Source organism: Polaromonas sp. UBA4122 (genome assembly GCA_002381615.1).
Lineage (GTDB): Bacteria > Pseudomonadota > Gammaproteobacteria > Burkholderiales > Burkholderiaceae_C > Polaromonas.
This window is the reverse complement of sequence record DFWY01000137.1, coordinates 13,783-29,071: the sequence shown is the minus strand read 5'-3', so window position 1 is coordinate 29,071 and position 15,289 is coordinate 13,783. Positions and strand designations below refer to the sequence as shown.

Annotated in this window: 14 protein-coding genes and 1 tRNA gene; 8 read left to right on the top strand and 7 right to left on the bottom strand. The window is 59.0% G+C overall.

Features of this window, described 5'->3' with window-relative positions; translation table 11 throughout:
• The coding region (locus B3F77_RS16700; protein ID WP_293606040.1) for a transglutaminase-like domain-containing protein at positions 1 to 1,079 on the bottom strand (1,079 nt) is incomplete at its 3' end.
• A gap of 174 nt (positions 1,080 to 1,253) precedes the next feature.
• Positions 1,254 to 1,799 (bottom strand): TlpA disulfide reductase family protein, encoded by a 546-nt coding sequence (locus B3F77_RS16695; protein ID WP_293606039.1) that lies wholly within the window; start codon positions 1,797 to 1,799, stop codon positions 1,254 to 1,256.
• Positions 1,800 to 1,993: 194 nt separating this feature from the next.
• On the opposite strand from B3F77_RS16695, the gene egtD reads away from it, so the two are divergent.
• The gene (gene egtD, locus B3F77_RS16690) at positions 1,994 to 3,019 is read left to right on the top strand and encodes an L-histidine N(alpha)-methyltransferase (protein WP_293606038.1); all 1,026 of its coding nucleotides are present in this window, start codon (positions 1,994 to 1,996) and stop codon (positions 3,017 to 3,019) included.
• A 100-nt stretch (positions 3,020 to 3,119) separates the two neighbouring features.
• Here egtD and alaS read toward each other — a convergent pair whose 3' ends face one another.
• Positions 3,120 to 5,774 carry an alanine--tRNA ligase gene (alaS, locus tag B3F77_RS16685; RefSeq protein ID WP_293606037.1) on the bottom strand — a complete coding sequence of 885 codons (2,655 nt, stop codon included), beginning with the start codon at positions 5,772 to 5,774 and terminating at the stop codon, positions 3,120 to 3,122.
• Positions 5,775 to 6,014: 240 nt separating this feature from the next.
• On the opposite strand from alaS, the gene B3F77_RS16680 reads away from it, so the two are divergent.
• The 5 genes from B3F77_RS16680 (at position 6,015) to B3F77_RS16660 (ending at position 9,705) form a co-directional block, all read left to right on the top strand.
• Positions 6,015 to 7,493 (top strand): NAD-dependent succinate-semialdehyde dehydrogenase, encoded by a 1,479-nt coding sequence (locus tag B3F77_RS16680; protein WP_293606036.1) that lies wholly within the window; start codon positions 6,015 to 6,017, stop codon positions 7,491 to 7,493.
• A gap of 161 nt (positions 7,494 to 7,654) precedes the next feature.
• On the top strand, positions 7,655 to 7,912 hold the full coding sequence (locus B3F77_RS16675) for a hypothetical protein (protein WP_293606035.1): 258 nt from the start codon (positions 7,655 to 7,657) through the stop codon (positions 7,910 to 7,912).
• 226 nt (positions 7,913 to 8,138) lie between these two features.
• Entirely contained in the window at positions 8,139 to 8,480 is a 342-nt protein-coding gene (locus tag B3F77_RS16670) for a collagen-like protein (RefSeq protein WP_293606034.1), read from the top strand.
• A gap of 258 nt (positions 8,481 to 8,738) precedes the next feature.
• Positions 8,739 to 9,152 carry an RcnB family protein gene (locus B3F77_RS16665; protein WP_293606033.1) on the top strand — a complete coding sequence of 138 codons (414 nt, stop codon included), beginning with the start codon at positions 8,739 to 8,741 and terminating at the stop codon, positions 9,150 to 9,152.
• 477 nt (positions 9,153 to 9,629) lie between these two features.
• A tRNA-Gly gene (locus B3F77_RS16660) sits at positions 9,630 to 9,705 on the top strand.
• A 103-nt stretch (positions 9,706 to 9,808) separates the two neighbouring features.
• On the opposite strand, the gene B3F77_RS16655 is transcribed toward B3F77_RS16660, so the two are convergent.
• Positions 9,809 to 10,447, bottom strand: coding sequence for a CoA transferase subunit B (locus B3F77_RS16655; protein ID WP_293606032.1), 639 nt, complete (start codon positions 10,445 to 10,447; stop codon positions 9,809 to 9,811).
• Between the two features lie 60 nt (positions 10,448 to 10,507).
• Complete coding sequence (locus B3F77_RS16650; protein WP_293606031.1) at positions 10,508 to 11,215, bottom strand: CoA transferase subunit A; 708 nt, start codon at positions 11,213 to 11,215, stop codon at positions 10,508 to 10,510.
• Between the two features lie 88 nt (positions 11,216 to 11,303).
• On the opposite strand from B3F77_RS16650, the gene B3F77_RS16645 reads away from it, so the two are divergent.
• Positions 11,304 to 11,858 carry a PAS and helix-turn-helix domain-containing protein gene (locus B3F77_RS16645; protein ID WP_293606030.1) on the top strand — a complete coding sequence of 185 codons (555 nt, stop codon included), beginning with the start codon at positions 11,304 to 11,306 and terminating at the stop codon, positions 11,856 to 11,858.
• 95 nt (positions 11,859 to 11,953) lie between these two features.
• On the opposite strand, the gene B3F77_RS16640 is transcribed toward B3F77_RS16645, so the two are convergent.
• Positions 11,954 to 12,334, bottom strand: coding sequence for a carboxymuconolactone decarboxylase family protein (locus B3F77_RS16640; protein ID WP_293606029.1), 381 nt, complete (start codon positions 12,332 to 12,334; stop codon positions 11,954 to 11,956).
• Positions 12,335 to 12,454: 120 nt separating this feature from the next.
• Between B3F77_RS16640 and B3F77_RS16635 the strand changes: the two genes are divergently transcribed.
• Entirely contained in the window at positions 12,455 to 13,042 is a 588-nt protein-coding gene (locus B3F77_RS16635; protein WP_293606028.1) for a peroxidase-related enzyme, read from the top strand.
• A 17-nt stretch (positions 13,043 to 13,059) separates the two neighbouring features.
• Here the strand turns inward: B3F77_RS16635 and B3F77_RS16630 are convergent.
• On the bottom strand, positions 13,060 to 15,289 hold a 2,230-nt coding region (locus B3F77_RS16630; protein WP_293606027.1), incomplete at its 5' end, for a Lon protease family protein.

Below are 15,289 nucleotides of genomic sequence, written 5' to 3'. Positions count from 1 at the left end.
AAATCATCCGGCGCATAAGAGTCAAAGCGCCCTGCTGCGTTTTCGGCGACGGGATACATAAAAAAATGGACCTTCTCGCCGCTTGACTTGGGCAGCACCACGTCGCTCGCCGTGTTGTAGGCCATCCAGTTGCCTTCCCAGCCGCCAAACAGCGCCTTGTTCACCGGGGCCACCACGGGGTTGGTGGTATTTTTGATCCAGTCTGCGGTTTCCAGACGCATCACCTTGGCCACGTCGGCCGGGTCCATCGCTACCCAGCCGTAGCCCTTGAGGTAGACCTCTGAGCGGCAATGCTGCGCGCCCTTGAGGCTGGCGGGATTGCCTGACAGCTCTTTGTAGCCAAACGCTGAGGGCACCAGGCGAATGCCATACACGTCGCGCGCGGGCACACCCACGGCGCGACACAGCCCCACAAACAGCGCGTTCAGGTCGGCGCACTTGCCGCCGAGGTTGGCGGTTTCCAGCATGGTCTGGATGTCGCCTTCTCCGCAGCCACGCACCTTGGGTTCGCGGTAGGTATTGGCGACGATCCAGTCGTAAATTTTTTGGGCTTTTTCAACATCGGTCCTGGCGCCTTGCGTGGCCGCCAACGCAGTTTTACGCACGATGCCGTCGGTCGGGATGAATGCGGAAGGCTGCGTGAAATAACGCAAGGTGTCGGCGTCTTCAGAAGCAGCGGTTTTTTGTGACCAGTCCGCCGCACGGTTTTGCGTCTGCACGCGGCTGGTCAGCACGGCAAACGGCCTGGCTTCGTTGGCGGCAAATTCGACGTACAACATCTTGGCGCCATGCTGGCCATCCTGCGTGAGCTGGGTGGTGCCGTTGCTGGTGAAACTGTTTTCCAGCGAACGCTGGTAGTCGCTGTTGACCGACGGAATCGGCAACCACACCCGGATAAGGCCCTCCGGCTTGACGATGTCAACGCGGGTAGTGACTTCAAAGGTGCGCCAAGCGCCGCTTTGGGGTGCGAAGGTGCGTTGCACCGGTGTGGGGGCCTGGGCGAAATTGAGGGAAGGCAGCGCAGCGGCTGCAGCAGCAGCGGCGGTGTTTTTAAGGAATGTACGGCGTACGGTGGTCATGAAAGGATCTCCGGATAAGGAAAGGGTAACGTGCATCGGGACATGTAAAGGTGCCCCGAGAAGTTGTTGCCAGTCTGGGCCAGTGGCTGAAAAACAGCCCCCGGCCAGGGAAAGGCCCCGCAATTATCGCCGTAGCGAATATTGCTTTCCTGCTGGACGGTCTTAAACCGTCACTCAAGGCGTGAGCAAGCCTGCAATCAGCTTTTTCGCCGCGTTGCTGGTCCAGTCGACCTCTCCCCGCACGCGCTGACGCGGCCGCCCCCGGCTGTCCAGCGTTAACGTGGTCGGGAACACTTTCACCCCCCATTGGCGCGCCGCCAGCCCATCGTGGTCCAGCAACACAGGCAGGGTCAAACTTGTGTTTTTGGCAAACTGGACCGCGCGGGCCGCCGGCTCCTTGAAGTTGATGGCCAGCACCAGCAATTTGTCGGGTCCGTAAAAGTCGGCCACCTGCTGCAACGTCGGCATTTCGGCAAGGCAAGGCTCACACCAACTGGCCCAAAAATTCAGCAGCACCGCCCGGCCACGCAGATCGGCCAGGCGCCAAGTTTTGCCCGTGGTGTCCACCAAGCCAAACGCCGACACCGGCCCGGACCATTTGGACACCTCGAACCCCGGACCTTTCAAACCTTGCGCGCCAACCTGGGGCAAGGCAGCGGCGCTGGCGGCCGCAAGCGCACCTTGCAGGAAATGGCGCCGGGAAGGGAATTTTTCAGGCATGGGAGAACACTCGGATAATGAATTTGGGCAAAGAATGGGGGGCAAGGGTAGCAAAGCCCAGCCGCCCGCGAACAAGCAAGCTCTTGCTGCGCTGTTGTAAAGTGAATTATTGTTGCAGCTGACCTGCACGCTCCAGACTACTTGTAAATCTATTTTTTTGATCTGTTTTTATTTTTACTGCAGCTAGGCCGATCTTGAACCACCCTGTCACCCCCCCCAGCCTCTCGCTAGAGAGGCCACCTTCATCTCCGCAGTTCATCAACCTCTACAGTGACTCAACGCCGGGGCAAGCCCCCAGCACAGCGCAGGAGTTGAGCCAGGGACTGGTGGCCGCAGCGGCCAGCGTATCACCCAAATATTTGTACAACGCGCTGGGCTCCAAGCTGTTTGAGGCCATCACGGGCCTGAGCGAGTACTACCCCACGCGCACCGAGGCGGGCATTTTTGAGGCCTGCCACACGCAAATCGCTGAAACGCTGGCAAGAAACGGCATCAAAAACCCGTGCCTGATTGATCTGGGCGCGGGCAACTGCGCCAAAGCCATGGCCTTGATTCCCCACCTGCTGCCGCGCCAGTACGTGCCGGTCGATATTTCGGTGGACTTTTTAAAGGAGGCTGCAGCGCAGGTGCAAAACAGCTTTCCGGCACTCGACATTATCGGTTTGGGCATGGACTTTTCAGCCGGGCTGGCTTTACCGGACGAGGTTCAAGCGCATGATCGGGTTTTTTTCTACCCAGGCTCCAGCCTGGGCAACTTTCAGCCCGACCAGGCATTGAAATTTTTGCAGCACATCGCCGACCCCGCGCAAGGCAAGGCGCGCGGCCTGCTGCTGGGCATTGATCTGGTCAAGGATGCGGCCACGCTGGAAGCGGCTTACGACGACGCGTTGGGCGTGACGGCTGCTTTCAACAAAAACCTGCTACTCAACATCAACGACCTGTTGCAGGCAGATTTTGATGTTCGCCAATGGCGCCATGTGGCGCTGTTCAATGCCGCGCAGTCGCGCATTGAAATGCATCTGGAGGCGACGCACGACCTCGCCGTGCACTGGCCAGGCCATAGGCGCCGCTTCAGGGCAGGTGAGCGCATCCACACCGAATCTTCATACAAATACACGCCAGAGCACATGATGGCGCTGCTGAAGCAAGCCGGGTTCAGGCAGGTAGAACACTGGAGCGACGCCGAGCACAGGTTTGCTGTGTTCTGGGCATCGGTTTAAGGCGCTCTGGGATTATTATTGATAAAAACAGTCTGTAACCCAACAAGGACGGTCGAAGACAGCTATTAATTAGCTAGCAATCCTACCCGTCCAGGCCTTGTCAGACGCGCTCAGTCACCCAAGCCTGCACTGATTTCAACGCGTTATCCAGGTTGGAGGCATCCGTGCCACCGGCCATGGCCATGTCGGCCTTGCCGCCGCCCTTGCCGCCGACCTGCTGTGCCACAAAGTTGACCAGCTCTCCCGCTTTGACCTTGCCTGTGCTGTCGTTGGTGACGCCAGCTGCGATCTGCACCTTGCCGCCTTCCACCGCCGCCAGCACGATCACCGCGGTTTTGAGCTTGTCCTTGAGCTTGTCCAGCGTGTCGCGCAGCGTTTTGGCGTCAGCGCCTTCGAGCCGCGCAGCCAGCACCTTGATGCCCTTCACTTCCACGGCCTGGGTCATCAGCTCGTCACCCTGCGATGAAGCCAGTTTGCCTTTGAGTGACGTAACTTCCTTCTCCAGCAGCTTGACCTGGTCCAGCATCTGAGCAATCCGGTGTTGCAGCTCAGACGGGCTGGCTTTGAGGGAACCTGCGGCGGACTGCACCGTGGATTCGAGCGACTGCAAATAAGCCAGGGCGTTTTCCCCGGTGACGGCTTCCACCCGGCGCACGCCTGCGGCGACACCGCTCTCCGCGACAATTTTAAAGAGACCGATGTCACCGGTATGGCCCACATGGGTGCCGCCGCAGAGCTCTTTGCTCGATCCAATGCTCAGCACGCGCACGGTGTCGCCATATTTCTCGCCGAACAGCATCATCGCGCCGGTCTTCTGGGCGGCTTCCATGTCCATCTCGCGGGCCTCGGCGGCGACGTTGGACAGGATTTCGGCGTTGACGCGGGCTTCGACTTCGCGAATCTGCGCGTCGGTCATCGGTGCGTTGTGCGCAAAGTCAAAGCGGGTGCGCTCGGCGTTCACCAGACTGCCCTTTTGCTGCACATGGGCGCCCAGCACTTCGCGCAAGGCTTTGTGCATCAAATGGGTGGCACTGTGGTTGCGCACGGTCGCGGCGCGCACGGCAGTATTGACGCGCGCGGTGACATGATCGCCCACGCTCAGCGTGCCCTGCTCCAGCGTGCCATGGTGGCCGTACACGTCGGCCTTGATCTTCAGTGTGTCGCCCACCGCAAAGTGCGCCGAGCCGCTGACCAGATCGCCCTCATCGCCGACCTGACCGCCGCTTTCGGCGTAGAACGGAGTGGTGTCCAGCACCACCACGCCGTTTTGACCGGTTTTTAGTGCTGCAACCGGCGTGCCGTCAGCGTAGAGTGCTACGATTTTTGAAGTTTCTTCAAGATGCTCATAACCGGTGAAGCTATTGCCGCTGCCGCTGTATTCCAGGGCACGGTCCATCTTGAACTTGCCGGCAGCGCGGGCCTGGTTTTTCTGTTTGTCCATCGCGGCGTTGAAGCCAGCTTCGTCAACTTCAACTTCCCATTCGCGGCAGACGTCCGCCGTCAAGTCCAAAGGAAAGCCATATGTGTCGTGCAACATAAACGCGATACCACCAGGAAGCTTCTTCAGCTTCTTGTTTTTAATCACCACCTGTCCATGTAAACCATAAACTTCTGTTTCCAGAATCTTCATGCCGATTTCCAGCGTTTCGAAAAAGCGCTCTTCTTCGGCCTTGAGCACCTCGGTAATGCGCTGTTCGTCGGCCTTGAGCTTGGGATAGGCATCGCCCATCAGCTTGGCCAAGTCAGGCACCAGTTTGTGGAAGAAAGGCGTCTTCTTGCCCAGCTGGTAACCGTGGCGAATGGCGCGGCGGATGATGCGGCGCTGAACATAGCCGCGCCCTTCATTGGACGGATTGACGCCGTCGCTGACCAGAAACGCGGTGGCGCGGATATGGTCGGCAATCACGCGCAGCGATTTGTTGCCCAGGTCTTTTTCGCCGGTTTCGCGCGCCGCCGCCTTGATCAGCGCATCGAAAATATCGATCTCGTAGTTGCTGTGCACATGCTGCAGGATGGCGGCCAGGCGCTCCAGCCCCATGCCGGTGTCCACGCAGGGTGCGGGCAGCGGCTTGACCGAGCCATCAGGCTGCATGTCGAACTGCATGAACACGTTGTTCCAGATTTCGATGTAACGGTCACCGTCCTGATCCGGCGAGCCCGGGGGGCCGCCTGGAATTTCAGGGCCGTGGTCAAAGAAAATTTCGCTACACGGGCCGCACGGGCCGGTGTCGGCCATCATCCAGAAGTTGTCGGAAGCGTATTTGGCGCCCTTGTTGTCGCCAATGCGCACCACGCGCTCAGGCGGCAGGCCAATTTCTTTGGTCCAGATGTCGTAGGCTTCGTCGTCATCGATGTACACCGTGGCCCACAGTTTGTCGGCGGGCAGCTTGTACACCTCGGTCAGCAGCTCCCACGCCCACTTGAGCGACTCGCGCTTGAAGTAGTCGCCAAAGCTCCAGTTGCCCAGCATCTCAAAAAACGTATGGTGGCGCGCGGTGTAGCCGACATTTTCGAGGTCGTTGTGCTTGCCGCCCGCACGCAGGCAGGCCTGCACCGACGCCGCACGCACATACGGGCGCTTGTCGGCGCCGAGAAACACGTCCTTGAACTGCACCATGCCCGAGTTGGTGAACATCAGCGTCGGGTCATTGCCCGGCACCAGCGAGCTGGACGGCACCACGGTGTGGCCCTTGGAGGCAAAGAAGTCGAGGAACGTCTTGCGGATGTCGGCAACAGTGACGGTGGGTGTGCTCATGTTTTGCTCGTTGGGGCTGACCGCCGCCCTGACAAACAAGTCAGCGCTGCAAGCCGCACGGGGTATTTAAAAAGAGATAAAAAGGGCCAGAGTGCCCGGTTTGTCTGAATTGTTGATTATAAGTTTGCACACTGCCCTGGTTACAGCGTGTTTCAGGCTTAGGCGCTATGCTTGGAATTTCTCATCCCCGTCGGGGCACTGCCACATCCAGCAGCCCACATAGCCACTGAAAGACACAGCATGGACATGAAAACCTCCCCTATTTCACTGCTCAAAGACCCCAGCCTCTTCAAAACCGACGCACTGATCAATGGGCAGTGGCTGACCGGCGCTAGCCGCTTCGACGTGCTGGATCCTGCCACCGGTGAGAAGCTGGCGGACGTCGCCAACCTCGGCCCGGCGGACGCCGAGACCGCCATTGCCGCAGCCAACGCGGCCTGGCCCGCCTGGCGCAGCAAAACCGGCAAGGAGCGCCATGCCATCCTGATGAAGTGGTACCAATTGCTCATGGCCAACCAGGAAGACCTGGGCCGCATCATGACCGCCGAGCAGGGAAAGCCCTTACCCGAAGCCAAAGGTGAAGTTGCCTACGGCGCGAGTTTTGTCGAGTGGTATGCCGAAGAGGCCAAACGCATCAATGGCGAGACGCTGCCCCAGTTTGACAACAACCGCCGCCTGATGGTCATCAAGCAGCCGATCGGCGTGTGTGCGGCCATCACGCCCTGGAACTTTCCGCTGGCCATGATCACCCGCAAAGTCGCCCCAGCGCTGGCTGCGGGTTGCCCGGTGGTGATCAAACCGGCCGAACTCACGCCACTGACCGCCCTGGCGGCGGCCGAACTGGCCCTGCGCGCCGGTATTCCGGCCGGGGTGCTCAACATGATCACGGCCGACAGCCAGAACTCGATTGCAATCGGCAAAATCATTTGCGCCAGCGACGTGGTACGCCACATCAGCTTTACCGGCTCCACGGAAGTCGGTCGCATCCTGATGGCGCAGTCGGCCCCCACGGTCAAGAAGCTGTCGCTGGAACTTGGCGGCAACGCACCGTTCATCGTGTTTGAGGATGCCGATATCGACAGCGCTGTGGAAGGTGCATTTACCAGCAAGTACCGCAACGCCGGCCAGACCTGCGTCTGCTCCAACCGGCTCTATGTGCAGGAAACTGTCTATGATGAGTTCGTCACCAAATTCGCCGCAAAGGTCAAGACTGCCAAGGTCGGTAATGGTTTCGAGGACGGCGTCAACCAAGGCCCGCTGATCGAGGAAGCCGCGCTCGAAAAAGTGCAGCGTCATGTGGACGATGCCGTGGCCAAGGGGGGCCGGTTGCTGGTGGGTGGTAAACGGCTGGCGGGCCAGTTCTTTGAACCCACCGTGGTGGCTGACGCCACCGCCGACATGCTGTGCGCCAAAGAAGAAACCTTTGGCCCCTTTGCGCCCGTGTTCCGCTTCAAGACCGAGCAGGAAGCGATTGACGCCGCCAACAACACCGAGTTTGGCCTGGCCAGCTATTTCTACAGCCGCGATGTAGGACGCATTTTCCGCGTGGCCGAAGCACTGGAGTACGGCATGGTGGGCATCAATGTCGGCGTTCTGGCCACCGAGCATGTGCCTTTCGGCGGCGTCAAGCAGTCGGGCCTGGGCCGCGAAGGTTCCAGCCATGGCATCGATGAATACATCGAATTGAAATACCTGTGCCTGGGCGATATTTTGAAATAAAGCGCAAGCAAGCTGCCAAAGCCTGATCCCGCGCAAAAAAGTATCAACGACTCCACCCCACCCCACGCCGGCACAGGCTGACGCCCCTCACCGCCAGCCTATTGACGCGAGGCACCTGCAGGTTTCTTTCTCGCACTGAACCTTTAGCGACTGGAGGATGCATGATCCAGGCCGGTATTGCGCGTGAACCCGATCACGATCTTGCTGCCATCCTCGCGCAGGACCATGGCTGCAGGTCAGTTATTGCGTTCTTGCCCGACATCGCAGATTTCTGGTTTGACGAGCTGGTTTTTTGTCCCATTGAAATACCGGCAAAACGAAGCCATTCAGCGGCAATGCGCGGGTTACTGTGTCCGAGGCCTGCAGGCATGTGGCTGGGCCTGGCGGAGTTGATGAGTCTGGTTGCTGCTGATTCATGATGTCACTTAAGAAGTGGTGGTTTCACGTACAGCGACGTTGGTTTAAGCGCTCTACCATCCTACCTATTCCGATGCAGTTGAGCAGCGCAGGTTGTACTTTAGGACTCCGCTTGTCCTACGGCGATCTGCGCCAAGGGATGGCAGCTATTTCTGGCCTAAAGTGTTTTTATAGAAGTAGCCAGGTTGACCCTATCCGTGGCAACCGGCCAACCCAAGAGGAATCATCATGAAATATTCAACGACATCACTTCTGCTGCTCGCGCTGCTCGGACTAGGCGCATGCACTGGGCCAGCGGGACCGCAGGGCAATCAAGGAAACACGGGATACACCGGTGCTACGGGCGCTACCGGCATCGGCGCTACGGGCGCTACCGGTGCTACGGGCGCTACCGGCACCGGCGCTACGGGCGCTACCGGTGCTACGGGCGCTACCGGAGACACGGGATACACCGGCGCTACGGGTGCTACTGGCACCGGCGCTACGGGCGCTACCGGTGCTACGGGTGCTACCGGAAGAACCGGTTCAGGTTCAGGTACCAGCACTATTGTGGTGGTGCCTAAGCAGTAATCCGGGATACGGCTGAAGCGGGGGGTAGGGAAAAATCTCTCCTTCTGATTTCAGACGCAGGTTGAGCAAGTCCTGCCGTCGGAACTTAGTGTCTTCGCGGACGCTTCCGGCTGTCGGCAAGCTGCGCCGGTCGATTTGATCTGCGGCTCAACTGAGGGGCAGCACGGTTGCAGGCCCGAACGATGAATGACAAGGCGCACGCGTGAAGAGAGCTGTTGTACCTGAGGCCACTCGCCGTCACCACCACACGGAACTTATATGAATAGTAAATCAGTTATTTCTTCTGCCGCCATTGCATTGTGTCTGCTGGCAAGCAGTTCAACGTTCGCCCAAGGTAACGATGGTCAGAACGATCGCGGACGCAATGATCAAGCCCAGCGCCGCGGGCAAAGCGAAAACCGTGGGCATGGCTATCAGCCCGGACGCCGCGACAATCAGGCTCGCCAAGACGGCGAAAGGCAATATCAGGAGCGTGGTGCAGGCCCAAACCATGACCTCCGCAGAGGCAGGCGCCTTCCTAACGAATATCGCAGCCGCCAATACGTGGTTGATGATTGGCGCGGCCACCGCCTGACTGCCCCCCCCCGAGGCTACCACTGGGTTCAAATTGGCGGCGACTATGTTCTTGTCTCGAATGGCAATGGCATCATCTTTCAGCTTTTTCTCAATTAACTGGCACTGTTAACGCTCAGCGGCGTCAAGCAGTCAGGCTTGGGCCGCGAAGGCTCCAGCCACGGGATTGATGAGTATCTGGAGATGAAGTACCTGTGTTTGGGCGACATTCTCAAATGAACCGCAGACTTCTGACCCAAACCGGATTATTCGGTGGGCTGGCCACAGCCGGGAATGCAGCGACCGGTTCAAGATCGAGGCGTGCAGGCCGCCTTGCAGATATCGGGTTATGCTGCGCTGACCCGGCCTAGAATGCTCCTTTTTTGATAGCTTCTAACGCCTGCTATTCGGAGGCTACAGGCAAAAAACACTTAAATTTTTCTAAAAATTCAGGGATTGCCAAGCCATTACAGCGTGACCCCTTGGGCAAACAGCCTCTGTCTGGTCTTACAATCCGGTGATTGAAAGCCTGCCAGGGGTCGATATTGGGATCGACCGTTACCCGCAAGGGGCTGCCAGAACTCTTCAAAGCCCAGAGCGGGCTTAGCTCAGTTGGTAGAGCGTCAGTTTCCCATACTGAAGGTCACCGGTTCGAGACCGGTAGCCCGCTCCAGTATTCAGTTTCAGACATAAAAAAACCGGACAAGTGCCCGGTTTTTTTATGTCTATCGCTTGATCAGAGGATTTCGCCAGCCGAGGAATAACCTCACCAGTGCTCAGATCAGCTTCACGCCGGTCTTGGCCTGCAGCGCTTGCAGCGTCACACCGGGCGCCAACTCGACCACCTTGAGGCCTGCGGGCGTCACATCCATCACCGCAAGATCGGTGATGATGCGGTCCACCACGCCCACGCCGGTGAGCGGCAGCGTGCATTGCGGCAGGATTTTCATGTCTTCGGTGCCGTCTTTCTTTTTGGCAACATGCTCCATCAGGACGATCACTCGCTTGACGCCGGCGACAAGGTCCATCGCACCGCCCATGCCCTTGACCATCTTGCCCGGAATCATCCAGTTGGCCAGATCGCCCTTTTCACTGACCTGCATGGCGCCCAGAATGGACAGGTTGATCTTGCCGCCACGGATCATGGCAAAGCTTTCGTGACTGCCAAAAATCGACGAGCCCTTGATGGTGGTAACGGTCTGCTTGCCGGCGTTGATCAGGTCAGCGTCCACCTCGTCTTCGGTAGGAAACGGGCCGATGCCCAGCATGCCGTTTTCCGACTGCAGCCAGACTTCCTTGTCGTCGGGCACGAAGTTGGCCACCAGCGTGGGAATGCCAATGCCGAGGTTGACATAAAACCCGTCTTCGAGTTCCTGGGCGGCGCGTGCCGCCATTTGGTCTTGGGTCCAGCTCATATTTTCTCCAGTTGAGGACAGAGCTTGCCGCTTCGCGGCTGCGGTCTGTCCCGCAAAGTTTCAGATTCCCGCTTTTTCGGTGAGGGTTCTTTTTTCGATGCGCTTTTCGGGGTTGGGGTTATGCACGATGCGGTGTACATAAATTCCGGGCAAATGAATCGAATCGGGTTCGAGCTCTCCGGTTTCCACCACTTCTTCCACTTCCACAATGCATAGCTTGCCCGCCATGGCGACGGCCGGGTTGAAGTTGCGCGCGGTCAGACGAAATTGCAGGTTGCCGGACTTGTCGGCCCGGTGCGCCTTGACCAGCGAGACCTCGGGCACCAGCGCGCGCTCCATCACATAGGTTTCGCCGTCAAACTCGCGCAGTTCCTTGCCTTCGGCCACCAGGGTGCCGACACCGGTCTTGGTGAAGAAGGCCGGAATGCCGGCGCCGCCGGCGCGCAGTTTTTCAGCCAGCGTGCCCTGGGGCGTGAATTCCAGTTCCAGCTCGCCCGCGAGGTATTGGCGCTCAAATTCCTTGTTCTCGCCGACATAGCTGGAAATCATTTTTTTGATCTGCCGTGTCTCCAGCAGTTTGCCCAGACCAAAACCGTCCACACCGGCATTGTTGGAAATCACGGTCAGGTTTTTGACCTGGCTGTCACGCAAGGCATCAATCAGCGCCTCCGGAATGCCGCACAGGCCAAAGCCGCCGACGGCCAGCAACTGGCCGTCCCTGACGACGCCCTTGAGGGCCTCCGCGGCGGAGGGAAAAAGTTTATTCACAAAAAGTCTCCTTGTATCGTTCAGCATCCAGCCCATCCATTACGATACTACTTATTCAAATACGTAGTTCTTCGTAAAGGTTAGCCCCATGAAAGTGGATTACCAGCTCGCTTTTGATCTGGCCCCGGTGGGACTGGTGTTGTCTCGCAACCGCTCTATTGTGGACTGCAACCAGCACTTGTGCGAGATGTTTGGCGCCACCCGGGAGCAACTCACGGGGCAGTCTTTCCTGATTCTCTATCCCAGTGTGGACGAGTACGAGCGCATCGGCGCCCGCATGATTCCCATCCTGAATACGAAGGGCTTGTACTCCGACGACCGCATCATGAAGCGCGTTGATGGGCACAGCAAGGGCGAAACCTTCTGGTGCCATGTGACCGGGCGTGCGCTGAACCGCAGCGCGCCCCATGAGGCCGGCATCTGGACTTTTGAAGACCTGAGCTCGCGCCGCCCGGTGACCGCAGAGCTGACGGCGCGCGAGCGTGAAGTCGCCGCCCACCTGATGGACGGGCTGACCTCCAAGGAAATTGGCCGGGCCCTCGTCATCAGTCACCGCACCGTGGAGATTTACCGAGCCCGCCTCATGCGCAAGTACAAAGCGTCCACCACCGCCGATCTGGTGCACAAGGTGATGGCTGGCTGATACTATCAATTTGATAGCTATATACGCCTGTTGTTATTGGGCTATAGGTCAAAATAGCCTATAAAAATGGGCTGCAAACCGCGTTTGCGCGAGGTTCAGGCCTTCTTCGGTCCATCGACCATTTCGGCGGCGGTCCTGAAGGCCTCGACCGCTGCAGGCACGCCGCAATACACGGCAGCGTGCAACAGCACTTCCTGAATTTCGCCCGGCGTCGCGCCATTGTTGAGCGCGCCGCGCACATGGCCCTTGAGTTCGTGCTGCTTGCCCAGCGCCGTCAGCATGGCCACGGTGATCAGGCTGCGGGTTTTAAGGTCCAGGCCCGGTCGCTGCCAGACATCACCCCAAGCCTTGGCGGTGATGTGTTCCTGGATCGGCTGGGTGAAATCGGTCATGGTTGAAAACGCCTGGGCCACGAAGTCCTCGCCCATCACCTGCTTGCGGGTGACCAGGCCCTTGTCGAATTGCTGATCTTGCATCGTTGTTCTCCTGAAAAGCCTGAGGATAACGAACTTGCCCGACCTGTCCGCCCTTTAGTCGGCCACACCCTATTCCCCCGCAGTTCTACGATGATGCAATCACCGAACGGAGACCCCACCATGAGCCGCTACCCATTCCCCCAACTCAATGACTTGCCCGACGACATCAAGGCCAAGGTGCTGGAGGTGCAGGAAAAGGCCGGCTTTGTGCCCAACGTCTTCCTTGCACTGGCAAGGCGCCCGGCCGAATGGCGCGCGTTTTTTGCGTACCACGATGCGCTCATGCTCAAGGAAGAAGGCTCCAACCCAAATGGCTCTCTGAGCAAAGGCGAGCGAGAGATGATCGTGACCACCACAAGCGCGGCCAACCACTGCCTGTATTGCGTGGTGGCACATGGCGCTATTTTGCGCATCCATGAAAAGAAACCAATGGTGGCTGACCAGGTCGCGGTGAACTACCGCAAGGCCGACATCACGGCGCGCCAGCGCGCCATGCTCAACTTCGCCATGAAGGTGTGCCTGAACGCCGACCAGATCGAAGACGCTGACTTTGAAGCCCTGCAGGCGCACGGCTTCAACGATGAAGACGCTTGGGACATCGCGGCTATCACCGCATTTTTTGGCCTGTCCAACCGCATGGCCAGCGTCAGCGGCATGCAGCCCAATCCCGAGTTCTACCTGATGGGCCGGGTCCCGAAGCAGAAATAGGACCTGACAAATCCCCGTCAGCGCGGCTGTCTGGGTTTACGCTCGTGCTTGTGCTGGCCCGACAGCTGGCAGGCACGCCGGTAGTCCTGCAGGGTTTTCTGCGCGTGACCGAGCACGCTGTCCGGCGGGTAAACGCCCGTCGAACCCAACTCGCCAAAAGGCATGCCGGTGAGCAGTTCCATGCCTTCTCTCGCATGTTCGGCCGTGTAGATATGGAACAGGCCCTGGGTCACAGCCTCCACCACCTTGCGCTCCAGCATCAGGTGGCGCAGGTTGCGGCGGGGAATCAGGACGCCCTGGCTGCCATCGAGCCCGACGGTCTCACAGCTTCGGAAATAGCCCTCGATTTTTTCGTTGATGCCACCCACCGGCAGCATCTGGCCGTGCTGGTCGACAGCCCCTGTCACGGCGATTCCCTGCTTGAGGGGCTGACCTGACAGGGACGAAAGCAGCACATACAACTCGGCGCAGGAAGCAGAATCGCCCTCGACGCCGTGGTACTCCTGTTCGAAAACGATAGCTGCATTGAGCGCCAGCGGTGCGATATGGGCAAACAGCGCGGACAGGTAGCTGTGCAGGATAAGCACCCCCTTGTCATGGATGGGTCCGGAAAGCTTCACCTCGCGCTCAACGCTGAGCAGGCCTTCGTCGCCGGCATAGGTACGGGCCGTAACGCCCACCGGAAAACCGAATCGGTAGTCGCCGAGGTCGATGACGGTCAAGCCATTGAGCTGCCCCACCTTCTCGCCGCACAGGACAAGCAGCCGTTCCCCGTCTGCAATGGTTTCCTGCTCGCGCTGTTCCAGGTAATCGTGCCTGTACTTGCGGGCACGCAGGGCCGCCTCGACGTCCTGCACGTCCACCAGGGTTCCGCCGCGCGCACGGGAAATGGACGCACTTTCCATCACCAACGCCTCGGTATGGGCGAAGATCGCACTCTGGCGTGTCTGGTCGTCCACTTCGCGGTGGGAGTCTTCCAGCAGGCGCGCGACAGCCGCTGCAGAAAAATGGGGAAATCCCATCTTGCGGCAGGTGTGCGCCACAAAAACGGCCGAGGCACGCCGGGTATCCGCACTTGCTGAAAAACTTTCTGCAAAGTCCACCTTGCAGCGAAAACGACGCGCAAACTCGGGGTCGCCCTCCTGCACGGCGTAGTATTCCTCGACCGATCCAATCAGGATGATCTTGACGTCCACATCCACCGGTTCGGGCTCCAGTGACACTGCGGCAATCGGCGAATACAGCAGGCCGGACTCTTCAATCTGCAGGCGGCCGCTTCGCAGGAAGCGACGCAGCTTTTCCCATACGAGTTCATCGGCCAGCAGATCGTGCAGATGCAGCATCAAAAACCCGCCGTTTGCCTTGAGCAGGCTACCCGCGCGGATGCGCGAGAAATCCGTCACCAGAACATCGTTATCCGACTGGTACTCGATACTGCCAAACAGCGAGCGAAACAGGGGGTTGTCCTCGACCAGCACAGGCGCACCGCTCAAGCCCTGGTTATCCACGACCAGGTTAACGCGGTAGCGCGACAGCACGGTAGCGAGCGCCTCCAGCCGGACTTCCTCTTCGGTGTCGCCCACCTGGAACAGCTCCAGATTTTCGAGCACATCGTGCATGACCTCTTCCAGGTAGTTGCCAAGCTTGACCGAATCCTTGATCTGCTTTTTGAATTCGTTTCGGATTTCCTGCAGCTCATGCTCCACCATCGGCTTGATCACCTGGCGGCGCAAGGCCGCGAGACCCTCGTTCATGACCCGCTCCATAGCGCGGGTTTTTTCGAGAAATCGGGCAATCTCCGCGCGAAGTTCCTGCTCCGCTTGGTCAATTTCAGTGCGCCGCTCTTTCGGCAAGGCCAGCGCCTCGCTTTCGGTCAGGGCCTGGCCTTTTTCGTCCCTCAAGGTAAAGACCAGGTGACCCTCCTCGCGAAACAAGGAAAAGCTCCGGGCTTCCGCAAACGCATCGAGTTCTACATAGGCCGGGCCTTCTTCTGCCTTGTAGGTTTTTTTAATGCGCTCGCTTTCCGTCTTGAAATCCTCACCGGCCAGACGTTTGGGGATTTCCGCCTGCAGTGTTTTGGTCAACTGCGCCATGAGTTGGCGCAGCAGCCGCCCCTGTCCGGCAGGCATGCGCAGGGCCCGCGGCCGCTCCGGGGTGTCGAAATTGTTGAGGTAGCACAAATCAGGAGGCACCGGCCGGCTGGCCGCAACCGTCTGCATCATCTGTCGCAACAGGGTCGAACGTCCT

What these genes read in the sequence shown, in the direction of transcription:
- B3F77_RS16695 (WP_293606039.1), bottom strand. Translation starts at nt 1,799, where the DNA reads ATGCCTGAAAAATTCCCTTCCCGGCGCCATTTCCTGCAAGGTGCGCTT.
- alaS (WP_293606037.1), bottom strand. Translation starts at nt 5,774, where the DNA reads ATGAGCACACCCACCGTCACTGTTGCCGACATCCGCAAGACGTTCCTC.
- B3F77_RS16680 (WP_293606036.1), top strand. Translation starts at nt 6,015, where the DNA reads ATGGACATGAAAACCTCCCCTATTTCACTGCTCAAAGACCCCAGCCTC.
- B3F77_RS16675 (WP_293606035.1), top strand. Translation starts at nt 7,655, where the DNA reads ATGATCCAGGCCGGTATTGCGCGTGAACCCGATCACGATCTTGCTGCC.
- B3F77_RS16670 (WP_293606034.1), top strand. Translation starts at nt 8,139, where the DNA reads ATGAAATATTCAACGACATCACTTCTGCTGCTCGCGCTGCTCGGACTA.
- B3F77_RS16665 (WP_293606033.1), top strand. Translation starts at nt 8,739, where the DNA reads ATGAATAGTAAATCAGTTATTTCTTCTGCCGCCATTGCATTGTGTCTG.
- B3F77_RS16655 (WP_293606032.1), bottom strand. Translation starts at nt 10,447, where the DNA reads ATGAGCTGGACCCAAGACCAAATGGCGGCACGCGCCGCCCAGGAACTC.
- B3F77_RS16645 (WP_293606030.1), top strand. Translation starts at nt 11,304, where the DNA reads ATGAAAGTGGATTACCAGCTCGCTTTTGATCTGGCCCCGGTGGGACTG.
- B3F77_RS16640 (WP_293606029.1), bottom strand. Translation starts at nt 12,334, where the DNA reads ATGCAAGATCAGCAATTCGACAAGGGCCTGGTCACCCGCAAGCAGGTG.
- B3F77_RS16635 (WP_293606028.1), top strand. Translation starts at nt 12,455, where the DNA reads ATGAGCCGCTACCCATTCCCCCAACTCAATGACTTGCCCGACGACATC.